The sequence below is a fragment of the Chryseobacterium sp. WX genome, assembly GCF_029542485.1.
In the GTDB taxonomy this organism is placed as follows: domain Bacteria; phylum Bacteroidota; class Bacteroidia; order Flavobacteriales; family Weeksellaceae; genus Chryseobacterium; species Chryseobacterium cucumeris.
In genome coordinates this window covers 238,970-260,336 of the sequence record NZ_CP120710.1, presented here as the reverse complement: position 1 = coordinate 260,336, position 21,367 = coordinate 238,970, and the positions used below count along the sequence as shown (strand labels likewise).

At 37.1% G+C, this 21,367-nt stretch carries 19 protein-coding genes, 1 tRNA gene and 1 riboswitch; of the genes, 5 read left to right on the top strand and 15 right to left on the bottom strand.

Annotation, left to right across the window (positions count from 1 at the left end):
• Nucleotides 1-123: 123 nt before the first annotated feature.
• Nucleotides 124-2,427 carry a 5-methyltetrahydropteroyltriglutamate--homocysteine S-methyltransferase gene (metE, locus tag PZ898_RS01165; protein ID WP_277694580.1) on the bottom strand — a complete coding sequence of 768 codons (2,304 nt, stop codon included), beginning with the start codon at nucleotides 2,425-2,427 and terminating at the stop codon, nucleotides 124-126.
• 178 nt (nucleotides 2,428-2,605) lie between these two features.
• Nucleotides 2,606-2,792, bottom strand: a riboswitch (cobalamin riboswitch).
• A 195-nt stretch (nucleotides 2,793-2,987) separates the two neighbouring features.
• Between metE and PZ898_RS01160 the strand changes: the two genes are divergently transcribed.
• Nucleotides 2,988-3,449 carry an Lrp/AsnC family transcriptional regulator gene (locus PZ898_RS01160; protein ID WP_079241360.1) on the top strand — a complete coding sequence of 154 codons (462 nt, stop codon included), beginning with the start codon at nucleotides 2,988-2,990 and terminating at the stop codon, nucleotides 3,447-3,449.
• Nucleotides 3,450-3,533: 84 nt separating this feature from the next.
• Here the strand turns inward: PZ898_RS01160 and PZ898_RS01155 are convergent, their stop codons facing one another.
• From PZ898_RS01155 to PZ898_RS01145, 3 genes are all read right to left on the bottom strand, one after another.
• On the bottom strand, nucleotides 3,534-4,076 hold the full coding sequence (locus PZ898_RS01155; RefSeq protein ID WP_277694579.1) for a hypothetical protein: 543 nt from the start codon (nucleotides 4,074-4,076) through the stop codon (nucleotides 3,534-3,536).
• A gap of 105 nt (nucleotides 4,077-4,181) precedes the next feature.
• Nucleotides 4,182-4,550: a VOC family protein gene (locus PZ898_RS01150; protein ID WP_277694578.1), complete on the bottom strand. Its 369-nt coding sequence runs from the start codon at nucleotides 4,548-4,550 to the stop codon at nucleotides 4,182-4,184.
• A 7-nt stretch (nucleotides 4,551-4,557) separates the two neighbouring features.
• The gene (locus PZ898_RS01145; RefSeq protein ID WP_277694577.1) at nucleotides 4,558-5,418 is read right to left on the bottom strand and encodes an alpha/beta hydrolase; all 861 of its coding nucleotides are present in this window, start codon (nucleotides 5,416-5,418) and stop codon (nucleotides 4,558-4,560) included.
• A 274-nt stretch (nucleotides 5,419-5,692) separates the two neighbouring features.
• Here PZ898_RS01145 and PZ898_RS01140 point away from each other — a divergent pair, with 274 nt between their 5' ends.
• Nucleotides 5,693-5,836, top strand: a complete 144-nt coding sequence (locus PZ898_RS01140) for a hypothetical protein (RefSeq protein ID WP_002980068.1) — start codon at nucleotides 5,693-5,695, stop codon at nucleotides 5,834-5,836.
• 26 nt (nucleotides 5,837-5,862) lie between these two features.
• Complete coding sequence (locus PZ898_RS01135) at nucleotides 5,863-6,009, top strand: hypothetical protein (RefSeq protein ID WP_165835290.1); 147 nt, start codon at nucleotides 5,863-5,865, stop codon at nucleotides 6,007-6,009.
• Nucleotides 6,010-6,162: 153 nt separating this feature from the next.
• Here PZ898_RS01135 and PZ898_RS01130 read toward each other — a convergent pair.
• From PZ898_RS01130 to PZ898_RS01100, 7 genes are all read right to left on the bottom strand, one after another.
• A tRNA-Ser gene (locus PZ898_RS01130) sits at nucleotides 6,163-6,247 on the bottom strand.
• Between the two features lie 213 nt (nucleotides 6,248-6,460).
• Entirely contained in the window at nucleotides 6,461-6,955 is a 495-nt protein-coding gene (locus PZ898_RS01125; RefSeq protein ID WP_277694576.1) for a hypothetical protein, read from the bottom strand.
• A gap of 86 nt (nucleotides 6,956-7,041) precedes the next feature.
• Nucleotides 7,042-7,707 (bottom strand): hypothetical protein, encoded by a 666-nt coding sequence (locus PZ898_RS01120; RefSeq protein ID WP_277694575.1) that lies wholly within the window; start codon nucleotides 7,705-7,707, stop codon nucleotides 7,042-7,044.
• A gap of 2 nt (nucleotides 7,708-7,709) precedes the next feature.
• On the bottom strand, nucleotides 7,710-12,512 hold the full coding sequence (locus tag PZ898_RS01115) for an RHS repeat-associated core domain-containing protein (RefSeq protein WP_277694574.1): 4,803 nt from the start codon (nucleotides 12,510-12,512) through the stop codon (nucleotides 7,710-7,712).
• A 19-nt stretch (nucleotides 12,513-12,531) separates the two neighbouring features.
• Complete coding sequence (locus tag PZ898_RS01110; protein WP_277694573.1) at nucleotides 12,532-13,791, bottom strand: hypothetical protein; 1,260 nt, start codon at nucleotides 13,789-13,791, stop codon at nucleotides 12,532-12,534.
• Entirely contained in the window at nucleotides 13,791-15,953 is a 2,163-nt protein-coding gene (locus tag PZ898_RS01105) for a phage baseplate assembly protein V (RefSeq protein ID WP_241279389.1), read from the bottom strand. Before PZ898_RS01105 ends, PZ898_RS01110 begins: the two co-directional genes overlap by 1 nt.
• A gap of 544 nt (nucleotides 15,954-16,497) precedes the next feature.
• Entirely contained in the window at nucleotides 16,498-17,001 is a 504-nt protein-coding gene (locus tag PZ898_RS01100) for a DinB family protein (protein ID WP_123277826.1), read from the bottom strand.
• Nucleotides 17,002-17,159: 158 nt separating this feature from the next.
• On the opposite strand from PZ898_RS01100, the gene PZ898_RS01095 reads away from it, so the two are divergent.
• A complete protein-coding gene (locus PZ898_RS01095) occupies nucleotides 17,160-18,296 on the top strand; it encodes a tetratricopeptide repeat protein (protein WP_082798689.1) in 1,137 nt (378 codons plus the stop codon).
• A 93-nt stretch (nucleotides 18,297-18,389) separates the two neighbouring features.
• A complete protein-coding gene (locus tag PZ898_RS01090; protein WP_062670411.1) occupies nucleotides 18,390-18,728 on the top strand; it encodes a nuclear transport factor 2 family protein in 339 nt (112 codons plus the stop codon).
• Here PZ898_RS01090 and PZ898_RS01085 read toward each other — a convergent pair.
• The 4 genes from PZ898_RS01085 to PZ898_RS01070 all read right to left on the bottom strand — a co-directional run bounded on the left by PZ898_RS01085 (nucleotide 18,725) and on the right by PZ898_RS01070 (nucleotide 21,355).
• Nucleotides 18,725-19,288, bottom strand: a complete 564-nt coding sequence (locus tag PZ898_RS01085; protein WP_120230801.1) for a DUF6624 domain-containing protein — start codon at nucleotides 19,286-19,288, stop codon at nucleotides 18,725-18,727. The two genes, PZ898_RS01090 and PZ898_RS01085, sit on opposite strands and share 4 nt — an antisense overlap.
• A gap of 36 nt (nucleotides 19,289-19,324) precedes the next feature.
• Entirely contained in the window at nucleotides 19,325-19,876 is a 552-nt protein-coding gene (locus PZ898_RS01080) for an AAA family ATPase (RefSeq protein WP_277694572.1), read from the bottom strand.
• A gap of 61 nt (nucleotides 19,877-19,937) precedes the next feature.
• A complete protein-coding gene (locus PZ898_RS01075) occupies nucleotides 19,938-20,933 on the bottom strand; it encodes an MsnO8 family LLM class oxidoreductase (protein WP_277694571.1) in 996 nt (331 codons plus the stop codon).
• Between the two features lie 65 nt (nucleotides 20,934-20,998).
• Nucleotides 20,999-21,355: a helix-turn-helix domain-containing protein gene (locus PZ898_RS01070; RefSeq protein ID WP_277694570.1), complete on the bottom strand. Its 357-nt coding sequence runs from the start codon at nucleotides 21,353-21,355 to the stop codon at nucleotides 20,999-21,001.
• Nucleotides 21,356-21,367 lie beyond the last annotated feature (12 nt).

Below are 21,367 nucleotides of genomic sequence, written 5' to 3'. Positions count from 1 at the left end.
TTATTATAAAACACAATAGTAAAACTTTACTTCATCAACATTTCACCGGATTACCATAATAAATCGTGCCATGAATATCATGGCACGATCTGAATAATTGAATCTAATTATTTCTAAAGTTTTTTAAAGTGCATATTCTATTGAAGCTTCTTTAGCAGCGGCAACCATTGCGATTAAAGCTTTTTCAGTTTCTTCCCAATGTCTTGTCTTCAGTCCGCAATCAGGGTTTACCCAAAGTTGGTTGGCAGGAATGACATTCTGAGCCTTTCTCAGCAATTCAATCATTTCTTCTTTTGAAGGAACTCTTGGTGAGTGAATATCGTATACTCCAGGACCAATTTCATTCGGATATTTGAAATCGGCGAAAGCATTCAGCAGTTCCATCTGAGAACGTGAACATTCTATGGTAATGACATCTGCATCCATATCGGCAATGTTTTCAATAATATCATTGAACTCAGAATAACACATGTGAGTGTGAATTTGGGTAGCATCTTCCACTCCGCTTGCTGAAATTCTGAAAGCTTCCACTGCCCATTTCAGATAATTCTGCCAGTCTGTTTTTCTTAATGGTAGTCCTTCTCTGATGGCAGGTTCATCAATCTGAATAATTCTGATCCCTGCTTTTTCCAGGTCCACTACCTCATCACGGATTGCCAAAGCAATCTGCTTACAAGTTTCTGAACGAGGCTGATCATCACGTACAAAAGACCACTGTAAAATCGTAACCGGACCTGTCAACATACCTTTCACCCATTTTTCAGTCTGGGATTGTGCATATTCAGACCAATACACCGTCATCGGAGTCGGGCGGGAAACATCACCGAAGATGACAGGAGGTTTCACACAACGGCTTCCGTAGCTTTGTACCCAACCGTTTTTAGTGAATACAAATCCTTCCAACTGTTCCCCGAAATATTCCACCATGTCGTTTCGCTCAAATTCTCCATGAACCAATACATCAATTCCGATGTCTTCCTGCCAGCGGATTGTTCTCTGCGTTTCCTGTTTCAATAAGGTATCATATTGTTCTGCAGTAAGCTCTCCTTTTTTAAATTTTGCTCTCCAGCTTCTTACTTCTGTGGTTTGCGGGAATGATCCGATTGTAGTGGTTGGAAATAAAGGTAGCTGCAATACTTCCTGCTGTTCTTCTTTACGGATTTTGAAAGTATTTATTCTCTGAGCATCTTTTTCAGTAACTGAATTTACTCTCTGTTTTACCTGATCATTATGGATAAGAGAAGAAGTTCTTCTGCTTTCAATGGCTTTTTTATTTTCTTCAAATGCTTCAAGAACCTGTTCATTTTCCGTTCCGGATGCCAGTTGTTTAAGCGTCACGACTTCCTTTACTTTTTGTTTTGCAAAAGCCAGCCATTTTTTAATTTCAGGATTAAGACTGGTTTCAAAATCAAGGTCACAAGGTGAATGAAGCAATGAACATGATGGTGCAATCAGAATTCTTTCAGATCCTAATTTCTCAACAGCTTTTCTGATGAAAGACAATGATTTTTCGTAATCATTTTTCCAGATATTTCTACCGTCGGTTACTCCTAATGAAAGGCTTAAGCTTTCCGGAATAACATTCAGAATATCATCTAACTGTTCAGGATTTCTCACCAGATCAATATGCAATGTATTCACCGGAAGGGAAACAGCAATTGATGCATTATCTTTTAATCCGTCAAAATAAGTGGCAACGATAAATTTCAGTTTCGGAAAACGTTTTCTGATTTCGGCATACACAGAAAGATACGTTTCTTTGGCTTTTTCTGTTAAATCCAACGCCAGAAAAGGTTCATCAAACTGAATCCATTCCGCACCCTGATCCTGAAGTTTGGTTAAAATCTCTGTATAGACTGGAAGAAGATTTCCAGCCAGATCCAATTTATCGAAGCCTTCTTCTTTTTCTTTTCCTAATAACAGATAAGAAACCAGTCCGATAATCACCGGTTTTGCATTGATTCCCGCTTGTTTTGCTCCGGCAAATTCATTGAAAATCTTATCTGAGCTCAGTTTAAACTGTTGATTTTTATAAAATTCCGGAACGATATAGTGATAGTTGGTATCGAACCACTTGGTCATTTCCATGGCAGTGATATCCAATCCATCTTTCTGATATCCTCTTGCCATTGCAAAATAAAGATCCAATTCAGTATTGTTCTTTTTAAGCACCACTTCATGGTAACGTGTTGGAATGGCTCCTACTACAAGGCTCATATCCAATACCTGATCATAGTATGAAAAATCATTACACGGGATAAGGTCTATCCCTGCTTCTTTCTGGATATTCCAGTTTTGGTTACAGATAGTTCTTCCGGTATTCAGAAGTTCTTCCAAAAGGATTTTACCTGACCAATACTGTTCGCAGGCTTTTTTGAGTTCTCTTTTGCTACCAATACGCGGATAGCCAAGGATGTGAGTTTGCATTTTTTTAAACTTTTTAATTAAACTTATTGGGAAAGTTCTTTAAAAGGCTTCGTAATGTTTTATCGGAAGAAGTTTCAGGAAAGTCATGACATAGCAGACAGCGTAATTTCCTTTACAAAAGAAAATACCCGAATCCGATATATCATCTGTATGACCCCAAAGCTTCAGACCGCGAAAGCATTGTCAATTCAGTAAAGGCAGGTCTCCTGACTTGTAACAGTTTCCGTCATCCTTCCCGCTTTTGGCAGTGGATCTGCAAGGACAGAAACCTTTGGTGTGTTACTTACAGTTGCGCGACAGCTCGTGATTTGCACACGATTCCCTATTAATCTACGTTAAGTAAAACCTTTTCTGTTTGATGAAGTATCTGTAAAGAACTGTACTTTTACCTTTAACTATGGTCATCAGTAAAAGTTTTTAATTTTGTGTAAAATTAGCAATACAGAATAAAAATACAATTATTATCAAATAATTAAGCAAATTAAACTTTTAAAAACAAAAATAAAAGCATAAAATTCTGTACATTTGACTGTTTTAATCATTTAAAAGAATAATATTCTGTGGAACAACTCGATGATAAGGATTTACAGCTGCTCAGGCTGCTCCAGAAAAATGCTAAACTGACCGTTAAGGAACTTGCAAAAGAAGTAAACCTTTCTACCTCCCCTGTTTTTGAAAGGGTAAAAAGACTGGAACAGGATGGTTTTGTTAAAAGATATGCAGCGGTTCTTGATGCTGAAAAACTGAACCGTGGATTTACGGTTTTCTGCCAGATCAAACTCAAAATTCATGACAGGTCTGTAGGCTATGATTTTGTAAAAGAGATTTTAGAAATCGAAGAAGTTGCCGAATGTTACAATATTTCCGGGGATTTTGATTTCCTTCTGAAAGTTCAGGTACGGGATATGAAGCATTATCAGGATTTTGTATTCAATAAGCTTGGATCTGTGGATTCCATAGGGAGTACCCACAGTACGTTTGTGATGGCTGAGGTAAAGAATAACCATGGGCTGACGATATAGCTTTCGCTTTACGTTAATCTGCTTCAGATATAAAAAAATCCGTCGATAATGACGGATGTTGTTATTATTCTAATTTTCCAGTAATTAATTGGCTGCCGGATCAACAAGTGTTGGTGTTAAACCTAATGATTTCAACAGGTTTTTATTGTCAAAAAACAATGTTGCATAATGTTTTCCTTTTTTAAAAACAAGTTTTGATCCACCTGGAAATTCACTGGCAGCTCCTAATTTTTGCGTTTTAGCATTGTATTTAGTGAACCTGGTTTTACTATCCTGTAAGGTACTTTTATTCAGCACAAGGCCAAAAGGAAGTCCTTCCACCACTAAAGATTTATTGTCTGAAGCTGCGAAAAACATCTCATTGACAGCATTATCTTTTCCAAGACCACAATAAAGTTCCAGCCCTGTTTTCATTGGCCATTTTGCATATTTTTCTTCGTTGGCATCTTCATAAAAAACAGTTTTTACATTCAGTGCTTTTGATATTTTATCGGGTGTCTGTGGGAAGATAAATTCTGAATTTTTGTCCAATAAAGAATTCAAAGCGGCTGTTTTTTGTGAAAATGCAGTCACACTTAATACCAGAAAAAAGAGGGTTACAATGAAATTGAATGGTTTCGTCTGCATGAGAATATTTTAAAATTTTAATAATTTGATGATTAAAGGTATTAAAATTACACAATTTGTGTGATATAATTCTATGGTGAAACCTTATCTGTAAAATTCCCGATTTTACTTCTTTTGCTGCAAATTGAACACCGTCCCAGCAGGATCAGTAATCCAGTGCATGTTGTCAGGAAGTTCTTCAATCTCGTCACAGGTTTCCACACCATTTGACAGCAAGTATTCTGTTGCTGTTTCTACATCAGGGACCGTGAGTTGTAACCAGGTTTCGGAATGGGTATAATTGTCGACACAATCCAGCCAAATAATATTATTCCCGAATTTTACTTCGTGAGTTCTGGAAACAGTAGGATTATTAATGGGTTTTTCCTCCACTTCTAATTTTAGAATTTCTCTGTAGAAGGCAACTGTTTTTTCATATTTACTTTTGGGAATTTTTATAGCGATATTAATTCCTGCTTCAAATTTTGGATTCATACTCAAACTATTTTAAAAAATTATTCAGATAGTTCAGAATCATTGCTGTCTGCATCATCAGACTCACATGGGTTTGTCCCGGAGCAATAGCCAATTGCGATTTGGGCATTTCTCCCATGTCCGCAAAGACATCACCTCCCAATAATTTATAGGTTTTTGAAAGTTCTGTTTTGTCCAATCCATCATTATCACCAGCTATGATTAAAACCGGTACCCGAATTTTAGAAATGTTATTATCGCCAAGATCAAAAGGTTGTCCCGCAGAAGCTATCATCTGCTGCAGAAATGGAGTCCATTTTGTTTTATCTGGTGCTACAGCATTATAGGCAGTATGCATAGGACTGTTTGTAAAGAGGTCTGGTTTCATTCCTTCCAATGCTTTATTGACTTCGGGCAGCCAGCCATTAGTTTTATATGTTGACGAAATAATAACCAGTTTGTTCAGTCTTTCCGGACTCTGTATCGCTAATTGATAAGCCACTTCCCCACCAAAACTGTAGCCTACAACATCTGCTTTATCAATTTTCAGATAGTCCATCACCTTTGTAACATCACTGGCTAAAGTAGTGTGTGATAATTTCCTTTCTGAAAACGGGGTATGCCCATGGCCCTGTAATTCAAGTGCAATTACTTTTCTGTTTTTAGACAATTCCGGGATCAGCTCGCCCCAATTCAGGTCAATCGTCATAAAGGCTCCATGTAACAGTACAACAGGCTTTCCTTTACCATAAACTTCATAATACACTTTGATTCCGTTGGCAGGCGCATAGCCGCTTTCAGAAGGTTTTACTTTTTGTCCGTATACCTTGGATGCTGTCAGAAAAACAGTTAGGATTAATAATGCAGAGAATTTGAATAAATTTTTCATAATATTATCAGATTTGGTGGATTAAACTTTTAATCAAAATTACCAAGTCAATCTGAAAACGGACTTGCCACAGGGCAAGATTTTACTGAAATGAAATCAACTCTTTAAGTACAGATTTCAAGGCTTATCCCATAAACCAATTTTACTTAATTCCATAAAATAATTACAAAACATCCTACAAGTAAACAATTAAAAAATAAATATTTTTACAATAATTCTACAATAGTTGATAAAATTTGATTAATTTCGAATAGAACTAAACTTAAAAATTATTATGAAAAATTTAAAGAAAATCGAAAGACAGGAATTGAAAACAATTAAGGGTGGAATTGATTGCAGAGGTGGACAGCTATGTTTAATCGGTGGTAAGTGGCAATGTATGCCTTACGACGGATGTGGTGGAGGAAACCAGCCTTAATTTACGTTTAACACAATTACTTGACTATGAAAAATTCTAAAAAAATTTCAAGAGACCAATTAAAGAGTATTAATGGCGGAGCGGTAAGCTGTTCTGAAGCATGCTGTCCACCTCCGGGAATCAAAAGATGTCCGTGGGTGATCTGTATAGCACCATGTGAGATTTTAAGTTAAAGAAGACCCTATTCTCAACAATAAACCCTGTGATTTTGAATTGCAGGGCTTTTTATTTAAACTATATAATGTATTCTTATTTATACTGATTTCAATCTAAGATATACTCTAAAAATAAAAAACCTTAAATCAATTGATTCAAGGTTTTCTTTGCGGAGAGTGAGGGATTCGAACCCCCGGACCTGTTACAGTCAACAGTTTTCAAGACTGCCGCAATCGACCACTCTGCCAACTCTCCTTTAACTCCGGTAGTACCGTTGTTTTCAGTGGTGCAAATATAGAAAGTTTTTTATTACTGACAAAATATTTTTACAATAAAAATCGTATTTCTGATGTTTTAAAGAGACAGCAATGTCCTTAGCCAAATAAAATTTGAATATTAAGATCTCAACATCAGATATTTAAACTCAGGGATGAAATATTTACGGTTCAATATTTTTTCACTAGTTTTTTAACCATAGTAATACTCGGTAGTCACGTCTCCGCTGAAAGCCGGGTATGCATCCTGTTTTTCCATGTGCAACTCAAATAGTCTTTCGCCATTTTGACTTCCTCCCCGTATTTTCAAAGTATGCCATCCGTTTTCCAAGGATAACGTAATACTGTTTTCCTCATTAATGGTAGTAATATCTTTTAAATAGCCAATTCCTACAATTTTTACTTCATTATTAGCCGTCTGAAAAACCCAGCCTCTTGACTCTACCTCTACTTCATCATCATTCAGGATTTTTTCCTCATTTACAGAAACCCGGAATGCATAATAGTCTTCCTCTACCCCTATAATTGGAATAGCGATTCCTGATTTTGTTATTTCATCCCCATGTTCGTTTTCTACAAAATATTTTAAAATATTATTACCGGAAAGGTGATTTTCTTCCAGATATTTTGCTAAAAGTTGTGGACTAAACACCACAAAACCTTTAAGTTCTGAGAATATTTTTTTCATAATATATTTGAATTGGATTTGGATTAAATATTTAAACTCTATTGCTGTGCTTTTGACTTACTGTCCATTTCACATCAGTACAGCACTCAGGTTTTTCTTGAAATTTCAGATAAATAATTGTCTTGTTCTATGAGAAAATCATTAATTATGACAACAACTTCATCTATATTTTTTAAAAATAATTCCTGGTATTCTCTTGCCGGTTTATTCAAACTATAAATAATTTGGGAATATTCATATTTTGATAATCCGATATAGATATAGTAAGGTTTTTCAGAATTCCGATTGTAGGTAATGTCTATAAAAAGTTTTCCTCTTACTGCTGAAAAAATCAATTCTATATCATCATACAAACCTTCATTTCTTATCAGATTATTATAAACAATGGTCCAGCTTGAAATTTTTAAAGGGATAAGCTCTTTTTTTGAAGGATTCAGGTATTCTGATAATGTATTGTATAATTTATCAATTTGATGACCTGTCTCTATTGTTTTATAAATAGCTGCACCATCATGATGCCATTCCCCTAACCTTCTGGATAGCATGCAGAAATCAAAAGAATATCCTACGTTACTGTTTTCATAGGTAACTGAAATATTTTTTCCTGTAATGTGATTTACAGCACTAAACAATAAGGTATCATCAAAAGGGATATCCTCTATATTATAATTTTTGTCTATAAAAACGTTTGCATCAATACTCCATCCGCCTTCAACCTGAATTCCAGTGTTTAGTATTCCTTTATCTTTCATCGTTATGGATAATTTGCTTTTTTTATATAATTATTGGCATCTGCCTCTGATATCGGATGGCTGTGTATGGTACCGGAAGCCACTTCCACTCTCATAAATCTTGTTTTTTCTCCCATATTATATCCAATATCGGTAGGATGTTCATAAATATAGTAAGTAACTCCACCATTAGGTACTACATTACCCTTTCTCATGGCATCAAATGCGGCTTTTTTCTCAAAATTTTTGAAATTATCTTTTACTACATCCGGGAAATATGATCCTTCTGGTTTACCGCCTACTCCTTTAATACTTCTGGCTTTAGCATCTTCCATCGAAGTGGCCTGAATATGTTTGGTAGCATGTATAGAAGGAGGTGTAGGTCTTTTTGCTTTTATAATTGAACCTCGTTCTGCTTTTCTTCGTGACCATCCCCCGTCAACCTCTATTAATCCCAGCGGATCAATTTCCGAATTACTATCATGGGTATACGCATACAGATTGGGATTATCTCCAAGCGGACCTATTGGATCCTGAGAAAGATAAGTACCGCTTTTCCCATCATAATAACGGAATCTATTATAACAAAGTCCCGTCTCCTCATCTTCATACTGCCCTTGCTGTCGGAAAGGAATAAATGATTCATCACCATTTACATTTTCAATTCTTCCGAAAATATCATAGTCGGCACTCCAGACCAGATTTCCATCCTCATTATAAGCCTGCACAGGTCTCCCTATATAATCTGAAATAATTGAAGTCCTTCTGTTTCCTTCAATCTTTGCAGACGGCACATGGCTCCCTGTTTCATAAACCCATGTTATTAAATTCTCTACAGGCTCTTGCTTATTTATAATATTTCCTTCATCATCAATTTCATTGGCAGGTCTTGCCTCAATATTATAATTCCATTCATGTAAAAGAACATTACCATCCCAAATATAACGAGTTATTTTCTGCCAGCCAATTTTAGAAATTCTTCTTCCCAGTGCATCATACTCAAAACTCACTTCTTTACCATCAGGACGCTTTACTTTAGCCAGCATTCCATTAGCCCTCCAGGAATAAGCCCAGTCACCGGATTCCCATTCAGTTTTTTGAATTTCTGCTGAGGAATTATCGTTCACATCAGGTAAAATAACACCTTCCGGCATTTTCGGGCGGCTAAGCCAATCCGAGGCAATGGCTTTGTAATAAGGATGAGCGCTGTTTGATTTTTCCTGATGTTCTGGCCTCGCATTATTGATCACCCTTTTACTCTTTAATAACAAATTTCCTTCTTCATCATAATGATAAAACCAGTTTTTGTCGCGCATCAGCTTTCCACCTTTATCATAAATACGGTCGGTACGTTTTATACTTTCATATAAGCAGCCCGTTTCATCAGGATTTTTATGCTGAACTTTTCCATTGGCATATTCTGCAGCAGCAAGACTTCCAAATGCATCATAATCAAATCTTGTTCTACCACCTTTTACTTTGTCAAGAATAGTCAACAACCGGTTTCCTTCTCCCCATATATAGTCTTTATGAAAAGTAGTATTTGCTTTATGAGTAATTACTTTCTGGCTTATAGGCATTCCGGTATGATCGAATTCAAAAGTACTTTCCACATTCCCGGTCATTTCACGGGAAAGGATTTGCTCATTTCTGCGGGTTTCAACATTCATCTGCCAGGGTAAAATTACCTCTGTAGTGCTGGCGGAAATATTTCTAAGCTGTCCCAGATCAGTATAGGAATAATCAATTTTCGCTCCTAAGCTGCTTTCCAGACCGATAAGATTAGCTTGCTGATCATATTTATATTGAACTAAATGTTCCCCTTGTTTTTCATTGATAATCTGCCCCAACTGGTTTCTCTGAAAGCTAACACTGCTATCTTCGTTATCTGCTTTGATAAGCAAACCTGAAGTATCATATTGATATGCCTCCCAGGTTCCGTCCGGATAATCCACCTGCGTTATTCTTCCTGCAAGATCATATTCATAAAAGATTGTATTTCCATGAGGGTTTCTTCTTTGGGTTATCAAGCCATCCTTATCACGGATAAAGATTGTTTTACGTCCCTCAAAGCCGGTTTCACCAATAATTTTGTTATTATTATCTCTTTCAAAAATATAGACCTCTCCTTTTTCATTGGTCATACTTACTAAATTTTCGTAAGCATCATAGCCAAAGGCTAGTGTTTCTTCTTTCTTACTGGTGAGTGCATTCCTTCGAACCTGCCGCTTTAAGCTTCCCATTGGAGTATAACTCATCAACCATTCTGCATGGCCATCTGTAGCATACACCGGAAGATCATACGCATCGTAGCGAAGTTTCAATGGTAATTGCCCCTGTTCATTCACTTCAACCACCCTTCCCATTTTATCTCTGTTCCAAACAGTTCTGCTTAAAGGTTTCGGACTAAAGATCAACAGCCTTCCATAGTCATCAAATTTCCAAAATTGCTCAGTTCCGATAGTATTGGTAAGCTGAATAAGCTGCCCTCTCTCATTATATTCGTAAGATGCCGTAACTTTTTCTCTTATGCATCTTTCCGGAAGCCTTTTTCCATCAGCATATTCATAATAAACATTTTCTTCTGCCGCATCTGTATGACTGATTAATCTTCCATGCTCATCATAATTCCATGTTTCAGAAGCTCCCGAAGGTGAAAAACGGGCAATAACCTGTCCAAACTCATTATACTGATAATGATATTCTTCTCCATCAGGACTGTGAAAAGTCTTGATATTTCCCATTTCATCATACGTATACCCCTGAACACGTCCTTCCGGGCTTCCTATCATTTTCAGTTCATTGTATGCTGTAAAGTCATACCAGGTTTCCCCACCTTCTCCATCTACTTTTTTATATACAAGAAAATGATCATCATAATAATAACGTTCTGTTTTATTATCTTGTTTAGGGTATATTACTTCTGTGAAGCCTTCTTCTTCATCATAATGAAAACTTCCTTCCATATATCCATCCAAACCTTTAGTATATACTACCCTACCTTTTTTATCATATTTCCAGATATAGCTCATCCCATTTCGGTTGACTCTTCTTACAATTTGATTTTTCCCATTATATTCAAAGACGATCGCTTTTTTGTGAATATCCCAGACATGGGTAAGATTTCCACGCTCATCATAACTATAACGGACCAACAGATCTTTTTGGTTTTTATAGCAATAACAGACTTCTGTTATCTTTTTATATTCAGGGTGAATAGTGGTTTCTATACTTGTTTCTGTATTAACATCTTTTATCCTTTTTAGAACAATATTGCGGCCTTCATACTCATATTCACGAACAGTTCCGTCACCATATTCGATCCTTGCAATTTTATATATCACTCCTTCTGTAACATGATGAAAGCGGGTATAAGTGTAGATGTCTGTACCTTTGCGAACAACCCAAATACTGTTATTTGGTCTGTATTGCCAGATTTTCTGATCTCTGAAATAGGTCATTTCTTTTCCAATTTCAGGTACGGGAACAAGCATGGCTATATTTTCTTCAGGATGCATCCATCCGGCAAATTTGTTATTCTCTTCAGGAAGGATAAACAGATCGTGATTATTAAAAACGCCATTTCCTAAAGGCCCAAAATCATAAGGTCTATCGCTGTGCCATTTATTTTTCCAGGTTAAAGGAGTATTCCCTAGAATTTCGAAATCCTCCCATTCAAAAAACATAGCACCCGTTGCAAAATTAACAGGTTCCAGCCCCCAATGACATAATTTCTTAGAAAGAGCATTTGAAAATTTAAACTTATTGAAAGGAGCTTTTTTAAGAACACTGTTATTAAGCTTTTTTAAACCATTTGCTCCCAGTTTTCCTATTTTCTTTGTTAAACTTCTCATTAAGAACATCCCGGCAAGACGCATCAGCATTTCTCCGGGTGTATAAGTATGAGGAACAAAGGCTCCTCCCACCAATACAGGGCCTCCCGTATTGATCTGGATATACATGCTTGAAAAGTTATTGTAGAAAGCAAAATAAGCCAATGGATTTTTCTTGGGTTTATCCGGCATTGCAGGCAGCATGGTCATTCCGAAAGGAAATCCCATACACGTTAATACCTGTTGAGGCTGATTTCCGCTCATTTTACTTCCCTGTGCCAGAACGGTCTGTGAGCCGTAATACACTTCTCCTTCATGGGGAGCTTCCTGAGGAAAAGGAATGAGATACACCGGAATAAGCGATGTAACATGTCTGAATGGAATCACCACTCCCATCACACTGGTTGTAGTGGTAGCTTTATGCCTTCCGTGAACATATATTGAGCCTCCCATCGGAATACTTTCCGGAAGAGAAGGCATCAGATTTCTTGCAAATTGCGGAACCGGAATCTTGATGGTAATATAATCCATAATATCAAAAACAATCCCGATAAACGGATGAGGCAATGGCAAAGGAATAAACATAAATGAAGGTGGCGGCGGAATGAGCGTCCAGTGAATATCAATGGCCAGTACGATATCAAAATGCTTACTTGTATGCTGAATAGCTGTGGAAGGCATTGCAGGATTATTGACCTTAATCAGTTTCACTTTGCTTTCCGGTGCTGCTCTTTCTGTTGTCACAGCACTGTCGCCACCTCCGCCTCCACTGCTTTTCTCCGGCTGGCCGGCATCTCCTCCCAATAAGGATTTAGCCATAGAAACAGGATTCAGGGAATCGAAATTATTTTTCATTCCGTTTTTCCAGCCCTGTGTCGTTTTATCCCAACTTACCGAAGTAACGTCTGCTTTGACCTTCCAGGAGCGGTCCGGGTTCATATCCGGCTTTGCTACCTTGATGGGTTTTACTGTTTTTTTATTCAGATCTGCCATGATTTCTTTTAATTTGAGATTACCCTGCTTTTGGTTTTTCTACACTCACCTTCCAGTCATCACCAAAATAAGTCTTCATTTCACTATCCAGTTTTGTTTTTTTATCGGTATCACCTTCATATTTGAGAATAAGCATTGAGGCTACAAACCTAAGGCTGCTCTGTTCTCTGGCTGAAGAATCCATCAATTTTGCTATATCCAGACATTTTTCAAAATATCTGATCATTTTATCTTTTGTCAGAACCGTATCATTCAATGTAGCGATGATTCTGTAACACTCAATCGCCATTGCATATTCTCCTATTTTCTGAGCAGTTTCTGCAGCTTTTTCAAATATTATTTCTGCTTTGGATTTTTTAGAGTTTCCCAGCAGATAACTACCATAATTCATATACATCTGAACTGCTAAAGGGCTATCCGGTTCTACTTCTTCTAATATGGTGCGGTAGGTATCTTCTGCCTTTTCTTTCTTCCTGTCTGCAGTATAAGCCTGGGTAAGCATAAAATAAGCAGAAATCTCTCCCTGTTTATTCTTTTGTTCTTTGGCAAGTTTCACAGCTGTTTTCAATGCATGCTCTGCTTCTTTGAATCTTTCTTTGCTTAAGTGATTGCTTGCGATAAGAATCTGTTGTTGAAAATCCGTATCCGGGCTGTTCTTCTTGCGGTTAGTGTGAGCCGCAGTATTCTGCATTAACTGATGAATGTCTACTTCCACTCTGAAGCTATGCGCAGAAGAGATATTGGGCAAAGTTCTGTAGGTATGATGTTCTGCCCATACCAGTTTAATATCTTTATTCTCTGACATTTCACAGATCCTGCACCACTCTTTCACCCATAAAGAAAGTTCCCCGGTATCACTGATCCTGAGTGGAGCAATGTAGATGTAAATTTTAGAATCCTGAATATTAGGGAAGTTCTTCTTTAATTCCATCAAAGGATAAAATGCCTTATATGCATCTGTTTTAAAGTTTTCTTCCGGGTTTTTCAAATCCCATTGAGGAATATTCTCTTCGCTTTTTTTCAACATCTCATAGAACTCAGTCCATTCATCCAATAAGGTTTGCCCGAAAGAGTTCATTCCGTTAAATTCCTGATAATGGAGTAAAAAAACATCATCACTTTCTTCATCTTCAGAAAGTTTCGATTTGATAAATCCGTCAAAAAGATCCGTTTCATGTTTTTCGCCTATACAGATCAGCATAGGTTTTTCTTCGTTTTTTGAAACAACTTTCTGCCATTGTCTTTTTAACTTCACCAACTCCAAATCTACAGGATTCATTAATTCAGTTTTACAGTTCCACTTACAATATTTGTTTCACTTCCGCCGCCAACATTAATTTTTCCTCCACTGCTAAGATTGGCTTCAGTATCACCTCTCATGGAAAGCGTATTGGTTCCGATATCAAGGGTATCAGATTTGATTCCAACACCGGAAGTAGGTTCACCATTTTCAGGTCCTACTCCAACTCCGATACTCGTTGTTCCACCAACTCCAATATTGACTCCCTGTACAAATATTTCTTTTCCTTTAATCTGAATATTGCCATCTTTATCCATATAGATTGAGCTGCTTCCACAATTCAGCGTAATGGAAATTTTGCTGTCTATGCTTATATTTCCTGCTCCGTCCAGAAAAACAGAATTTTGATCTTTATCTTTTACGGTAATCCCACCAGCATCATCCAGGCTCATTGTATGCCCGCTTTTACTGCTTAAGCTTTTAATATTATTTCCGGCACCACCGCCGCCGCCAACGCCTCCATGGAACATTCCTCCCATCACGAACGGACGGTCAGGATGCTGGTGCGCGAAATTAACCACCACCTGGTCACCTTCTTCCGGAATCGCCATGAAACCACGATTTTTACTCACTTTTTCGCTTCCTCCACCATCTGGAGTCATTACCCTGATATATTCTGTTGTGGTAGAACCATTTTGCCAGTCGAACTGTACTTTAACTCTACCCTGATTCAAAGGATCTACATTGGAAATTACTTTGGCAAATTGTGCATCTGCTTTTGGGGTATGAAACTCCGGACGTGGAATAAATCCCGTATCAGAAGCTATTGCCTCAAAAGTTCCGGTATAATATCCTCTGGCATCTACCTCATGATACATATCAGTAATCATCAGTTTGGTAAAATAGGTCGTTTCACTGCTTTCAGCTTTTCTCATTTCTATATCCGCGATACAGCCGGGATAAAGAAATGGCACTGTGGTAATTCCTGAAATAACAAAGACTTCAACAGCCTTACTACCAGCAGTTCCTTTCTGGGAAGTTTCCACGTCCATGAAAGACACCGCTTTTATGGGAGCCACTCTTAATGAAGGAGTCGTAAAAGTTTTTTCTGAAATTTCATACGCTCTTTTGGCAATATCTGAAGTATGATTAATTTTTGAACTTCCTGCTGTTAATTTTTCATTTTTACTACTGTTATAGCCATAAAATGAAGGATTCACATGCTGAGCTTTCATTTTTATCTTGATATCACTCACACTGCTTCCATACGTAAGCTTCACAGGTTTTTCCTGAGGCGGAAGTTTTCCGAAATGCAATACTTCACCATCGTAATAGAACTGTTCACCGTAGGCTTCTGCAATTCTGGCCAGATAGTTATAATGGGTCTCCTCATATTGTGAGCTGTAAGAAACATTTCCATGGGCAGCATCCACCCTGAAATCAAAACTGCTTTGCCCGAGCCCTTCTTTGATTACCTGATCTGCAATACTGTTCAGACTAATTTCCTGTGCTCCGCCAAAACTTTGAATATGAGGAGCTGCATCCAAAAGAACCGTAGGACTTGATCCTGTAAGAACAATATTTCCCAGGCTTCCTTTTTCCTGGCTGAAACCTACTTCTGTGATCACTCCTACAAAGTTTCTTTCGGGGCCGTCTTCAACATCTTTATATCTGAAAATTACGGTAATTCTTTTTCCAAGAAAGTTTTGAGCTTCTTCAAGATTGTGGTTTTCTGAACTCCCTAACGTATCGTGGGCCAGCATCAGATCGAATTCATGATGTTTTACAGCACTTTGTTTTAACTGAAAATGCTTGAAATGTTTTATCACTTTTCCGTCAATTACAATTTCAAGTTTTACTACACGATTGATCCCAGCAACTTGATTTCCGGGTATTGTACTGGCATTATAAATCCCTGAAGTAGGCTGTTTAGCCCATACTTTATCTTCTATCAGTGTGGGAGGGTTCGGTTGTTTAACCTGATTCATAAACATTTGAGAACCGTTTTGAACCACACCTGTATACGCCTGAACCTGAGCCATTTTTTCTGTAGCTTTCTTAATAGTTCCGCTCGATTTTTCCTGTATTTCCTGAGCAGCTTTGTTGACTGCCTGATCTGTCAATGTCTCTTTAATATTCTTTACAGCTGAAATTTTATCTTTGGAAACAGGCATTTTGGGTGAATGATCGTCCTGAAACATAATTGTAATATTTTGATTGATTGGGTGTCAGTTTTTTTAAGCCTGAACTTGATCTGAACAACAAAGTTCAGATACATTTTTCGTTATCCGTACTCCATGGTAATGGTGAAATCCAGATATTGAGATCAGAACAGGGTCTTAAAAAGGAAAAGTATAAGTGTAAGTTTACTTTATAACCCTGTTGAATTTCAAGATTTCTCTTGATGTTATTCTTGTAATATGTGGGTTTTAATCATTATTAATTTTTTTGTAATTCGATTGGTGGTATTACAAAGATAAAACGGTAATCGTTATTCAGAAAATTTTCATCATGTAATCTGAAATTTTGTCGTAGTTCTACGACTTTTTATAAATAATTCTAAAGTAAATGATTAAAAAAAGGAATAAACACCTATATATCAAATAAATATTTAACAATTTTTAATAAACGAAAACAAATAATTTTTCACTTAAGATAGAAATAAATCAAAATATAAGATCTTTTAACAAAAAAACCAGCGGTACATTGGCAGCTGGTTTTTGTTGTTAATAGTCTGATGATCACTTATAATTTCACACTGATCTCCTGCACTTCCTCTGCAGAAAGCCCATAAATTTGAGGTGTTTTTACATCCAGAAGGTTCAGGTAGATGTATAATTCTGCCCTGTGGTGGATTTCATGTTCTATCATGGCGCGAAGCCATTTCCATACGGAAATTTCACTATTGGCAGGAGTAAGACATTTCCTGGTAAGATCTTCGTCTGATAATCCTTCAATGATTTCAAGAGTCTGCCTGTGCATTTCATTGAAAAACTGAACTGTATTTTCATGGCCGTCAGCAAGGTCTTTACCACATCCAGGATAAGCACTTCTCCTTCCTGCAATGGTCTCTCCATACATATACCGTTCAATGGCAGCAATGTGCCTTATCTGATCACCAATGGTAAACTTCCCTGGTTTGTAGGAAAAATCAATATGCTCAGGAGGAACAACTTCAATAATACGGTTTGTTCTTTCTCTTATTTTCCCGTAATACTCAAGGAATGACTGCACAGTTTTTATTTCCATATCTTTTGCTTTTTTTCCGTACAGTGAATATAAGAAATCTAATGATATTGGAGTTAAGGTTTTGTTTAAATCATTCATAAGATTAAAAAAATCCCCAATAAGTGAGTCCAAAATTTGGAAGCTCAATAAATAACCAATATTTTAGTTAAAAAATAACCATGATGAAAAGAGGAATTTGCCTGTGTATTATTCTATTAAGCTTTAAAAATCTTACTGCCCAGTCTGCAAAAATTGATACTGAAAAACTTCTTGAGTATTATGAAACACAACGTTATGCTGATGCAGCTACTTATCTTCAGAGCATATATCCCGGAGATACACAGGATATAAAAGCCCTTTCACAAATTGCTTACTGTAATATGATGGCTGGAAAACTGCCTGATGCAGAGAAAAGTTATCTGAAAATCAACACTATTCAACCCAACAACCTGCCTACTCTATTCAGTTTAGCAAGTATTAACTCCAGACGTGGAAATGTTTCTAATGCCAAAACCTTTCTTCAACAGATCATTCAGCTTGACAGTCTTAATTTCAGTGCTTATAAACAACTTGCTGCTTATGCAGAAACACCGGAATCCAGACTTAATTATCTTAAAAAAGCCAATACACTGAATGCTACCGATCCTGATGTGGCTTATGATCTTTCGATAACTTATAACGGTCTCAAACAATATCAACCCGCTTATGATGTATTGAAAACAGCGATCGCGGCTGATACTGAAAACTTTACTTTACAACAAGCTCTATTGCCGGTTGCCAATCAGCTCACCAAATATCCGGAAGTGATTGAAACTGGTGAAAAACTTCTGAAAAACCATGCTGATGTCAATGTAATGAACGATGTGGGACAGGCTTATTTTTATGTAAAGGATTATCAAAAATGCATTATGCTTTACAAAATGCTGGAAGACATGGGAGTACAAAATGAAGGCACATTATATTTTATGGCACTGAGCTATCGTGAACTGAAAGATTATAACAACGCTGCCCTCTATGCTCAAAAGACTATTGATGAAGCTATTTCAGACCACACCAACCTTTATTATGCTGCACTGGCAGGCATTTATGAAGCTCAAAATCAGTATAACGAGGCGGTGACCGCTTACAAAAGAGGATTGACTTTTGGGACCAGCAATATTATTTATTACCGTTTGGGACTTCTTTATGATCTCAATCTGAAGCAGCCTAAGAATGCAGTAACCTACTATCAGCTGTATCTTAAAAACAATCCTGATCAGAACAAAGAAAAAGAACAGATTGCTTATGCAAAAGGAAGAATTCCTGTTTTAAAATAAGTTCAAAAAGAGATAAAAGCATTTTGTGATTATAGTCACAAGGGAATGGTCAGTGAACCTTTAATTTTGTATTCACCAATAAAAACAATCTTTATGAGTAATACCATTCAAAACGTTGCAGAACAGTTTATCCACTATTTAAATGAAGAAAATTTTGACAAGGCGGAAAGCTGTCTCGATCCTGATTTTAAATTTATAGGGGTAATGGGAAAGAGAGAAGGCGCATCTGTGTACATCAAGGATATGAAGCAGATGAAGTTTAAGTATGAAATTCTTAAGACTTTTACTTCCGGTGAAGATGTTTGTTTCTGGTACAATATTGATATGGGAGAAAAAACAATAGAATCTTCGGGATGGTATCACATAAAGGATGGAAAGATCCGTACTTTAAAGGTTCTGTTTGATCCGAGACCTTTATTAAAAGAGTCTTAAATCCATCCTGCTTTTTTCCTCCAGATGGTATATTCAGCGTCTTTGCTATCAATTTCCGGAATGTCTTCAGCATCCGGAATTTTATTGATATCTGATTCGGAAAGAGCCCGCAGATTTACCTTTTCGCGTTCTGTATTTAGGTTTTCTTTATTTTCTACGGGATAAATTACTCCTTCAGGGGTCAACTGTGTCCCATACTTTTGAGGTTTACTCTGAAAAACCTGAATCCGGTCGTATAAATAGGCTTTATGCAAAGGGTTAATATCATTGGAATGTTCTTCCATCATAGCATAACATGTTTTCATAAATTCAGGTTCCCCGATGGCATGCTGGATAATCAGCCAGCTTGCATCATTAGCTTTCCCGCCGACTTTTGAGATTGTGGGATAGCCTATTTCTGCTATAATTTCCCGCAGCCGTTTGGCATTAGCTCTATGAATATTTTTCATTTCAGGATGATAACCTCCGGATAATTCTCCAGCCAGCAATAGTTTTTCTCTGACGGACAGATCCTGGTCAGCCATTTCGATCAGTTCTTTTTCAAAAGGAAAATGGTTCATAATTGATGAGTGATAATTGATGAGTGATGAAATTCCTTATATGAGCCTATCAAGGATAAAACGGGCTCTGTTTTCTACTGAAATTTTCGGGACTTCTATGATATTGTAACCATATTCCTGATAAATTTCGTTCATACATTCAAAGGTAAGCATAGATTTCTCAAAGGTTTGTTTTCTTTCAGGGTCATTTTCGTAAATATCTTTCCATGGCGGCAGAATGAAAACATTGTTATGATAAATCATTTCTCTTGCTTTAACCTCCATAGATTCCGGAACAGGAATATTTTCAAGTTTCATATAACCAAGTGTATCCAGTATTCCACGGTCAAAGAAAACAGGTTCTGCAGAAGTTGTCTGACTTATTCTCAGGTAGGTTTTTACAGATTCTTCGAACATCATCTCTGCAAAAAGTTCTTTGTTAAGCCATGGAAGCCCTTCACCACCGGAATTTATCTGTTCTTTAATGATTCTTCTTCCTTCTTCAGGTACAGTTACCAGTTCATGGCGGCTTAATTCATGCAGCAACGTTGTTTTTCCTGCTCCCGGGCCTCCTGTAATGATATATAATGTTGATATATTCTGTTTCATGGATTTGAATTATAATATAAATAAAGCTCCATAGCACAACAGAAATTTTATACTGTGGAGTTTATCTATTATTTTTAATGATACTTTTATAAGTGTTTATACGATCTTCTTCCCGGTACATATTACACAGGATCAGAAGATCATCTGTATGGTACTTTTGGGAAATCTCATCTAAACTCTGATCTACAGATTGCGGGGTTTCTATAATAATTCTGTTTAATGTAGTAAAGAATTCTTCTTCCTCCTTTGTTCCCAAAATTTTCTGTTCTACTGCTTCCGGAGAAAAAACCGCATTGGGACTTGCCAATTGTCTGGATTGCAAAAACTGATAGGCCATTCCATAAGCATTGCGTCTGGCATCTTCAATTTTGTCCGCTACTGATACTGCCACAGCAACCTGTAATGAGGGCCGGGGAAAATATTGTGTGCTATCAAATTCTTTGAGGTAAGTATCTGTATTTTCCTTTCCATTTTCACTATTCATAAAAGCGGCGAACGAATATCCGACTCCGTGTCTGGCTGCTTCTCTGGCAGAAGTCATTCCTGAGCCCAGCCACATAATTTCCGGAATATGCTGTACATGAGTCGGCTGTGCTATAAGTCCATCATATATCCCTTCTTTATCTTTTATGAATTGAATAATCTCTTCCAGTTTGGTTTCCATATTGGATAAAATAACTGGTTTATGATTGTTCAGTGCCATGACAGCATCTTTTAATCCTCCGGGAGCTTTTCCCAGACCGAGAATAAAACGCTCAGGATATAAGGTTGACAACATTTTGGTCCATTCTGCAATCTTATAGGCAGAATAGTTTCTCATCATGATTCCTGCAGTTCCTATTTTGATCCGGTTTGTTTTACTGAGAACAATAGCAGCTAAAAGTTCAGGGCTGGAACTGGCATACGCTTCTACACCATGATGTTCGGAATACATGATACTGTGAAACCCTGTTTCTTCAGCCATTAAAGCAAGATTAAGACTGTTTTTCAATGCAGATGCCGCACTGCCGCCCATGGTGGCGGGTGACTGATCTAATATCCCTAATTTCAGCTTCATGCTATAGAATCAATTTTATGGTGAAGGTATGAAAAAAGCGTTATGTAATAGGAAATATAACCTTATTATTCTTTGGGAGGGAAAACAATTCCTTCACCTTTCATGAAGTCGTAGCCCAATGTCATAATGATTTCAATAACCGGGATCGATTTCTTTCCTTTTTCTGTAAGACTGTACTCCACTTTCGGTGGAACTACAGGGAAAACTTCTCTGTGAATCATCTCTTTGCCTTCCAGTTCACGCAACTGGCTCGTCAACATCTTATCTGTAATATGAGGAATATCCTTTTTAAGCTCACTAAAGCGAAGAGGTTTCTCCTGTAACCTCCACAAAATAGGCATTTTCCAGGTTCCTCCAATATGACTTAACGCAAATTCAATAGGAGTATAATACAGTCTTTTATCATGGAAAAATTCAGGCATAACAACGTTTTT

What these genes read in the sequence shown, in the direction of transcription:
- PZ898_RS01085 (WP_120230801.1), bottom strand. Translation starts at nt 19,288, where the DNA reads ATGAACCATTTTCCTTTTGAAAAAGAACTGATCGAAATGGCTGACCAG.
- PZ898_RS01115 (WP_277694574.1), bottom strand. Translation starts at nt 12,512, where the DNA reads ATGGCAGATCTGAATAAAAAAACAGTAAAACCCATCAAGGTAGCAAAG.
- PZ898_RS01140 (WP_002980068.1), top strand. Translation starts at nt 5,693, where the DNA reads ATGAAAAATTTAAAGAAAATCGAAAGACAGGAATTGAAAACAATTAAG.
- PZ898_RS01090 (WP_062670411.1), top strand. Translation starts at nt 18,390, where the DNA reads ATGAGTAATACCATTCAAAACGTTGCAGAACAGTTTATCCACTATTTA.
- PZ898_RS01075 (WP_277694571.1), bottom strand. Translation starts at nt 20,933, where the DNA reads ATGAAGCTGAAATTAGGGATATTAGATCAGTCACCCGCCACCATGGGC.
- PZ898_RS01135 (WP_165835290.1), top strand. Translation starts at nt 5,863, where the DNA reads ATGAAAAATTCTAAAAAAATTTCAAGAGACCAATTAAAGAGTATTAAT.
- PZ898_RS01080 (WP_277694572.1), bottom strand. Translation starts at nt 19,876, where the DNA reads ATGAAACAGAATATATCAACATTATATATCATTACAGGAGGCCCGGGA.
- PZ898_RS01145 (WP_277694577.1), bottom strand. Translation starts at nt 5,418, where the DNA reads ATGAAAAATTTATTCAAATTCTCTGCATTATTAATCCTAACTGTTTTT.
- PZ898_RS01105 (WP_241279389.1), bottom strand. Translation starts at nt 15,953, where the DNA reads ATGTTTCAGGACGATCATTCACCCAAAATGCCTGTTTCCAAAGATAAA.
- PZ898_RS01100 (WP_123277826.1), bottom strand. Translation starts at nt 17,001, where the DNA reads ATGGAAATAAAAACTGTGCAGTCATTCCTTGAGTATTACGGGAAAATA.
- PZ898_RS01120 (WP_277694575.1), bottom strand. Translation starts at nt 7,707, where the DNA reads ATGAAAGATAAAGGAATACTAAACACTGGAATTCAGGTTGAAGGCGGA.
- PZ898_RS01095 (WP_082798689.1), top strand. Translation starts at nt 17,160, where the DNA reads ATGATGAAAAGAGGAATTTGCCTGTGTATTATTCTATTAAGCTTTAAA.
- PZ898_RS01125 (WP_277694576.1), bottom strand. Translation starts at nt 6,955, where the DNA reads ATGAAAAAAATATTCTCAGAACTTAAAGGTTTTGTGGTGTTTAGTCCA.
- PZ898_RS01070 (WP_277694570.1), bottom strand. Translation starts at nt 21,355, where the DNA reads ATGCCTGAATTTTTCCATGATAAAAGACTGTATTATACTCCTATTGAA.
- metE (WP_277694580.1), bottom strand. Translation starts at nt 2,427, where the DNA reads ATGCAAACTCACATCCTTGGCTATCCGCGTATTGGTAGCAAAAGAGAA.
- PZ898_RS01155 (WP_277694579.1), bottom strand. Translation starts at nt 4,076, where the DNA reads ATGCAGACGAAACCATTCAATTTCATTGTAACCCTCTTTTTTCTGGTA.
- PZ898_RS01110 (WP_277694573.1), bottom strand. Translation starts at nt 13,791, where the DNA reads ATGAATCCTGTAGATTTGGAGTTGGTGAAGTTAAAAAGACAATGGCAG.
- PZ898_RS01150 (WP_277694578.1), bottom strand. Translation starts at nt 4,550, where the DNA reads ATGAATCCAAAATTTGAAGCAGGAATTAATATCGCTATAAAAATTCCC.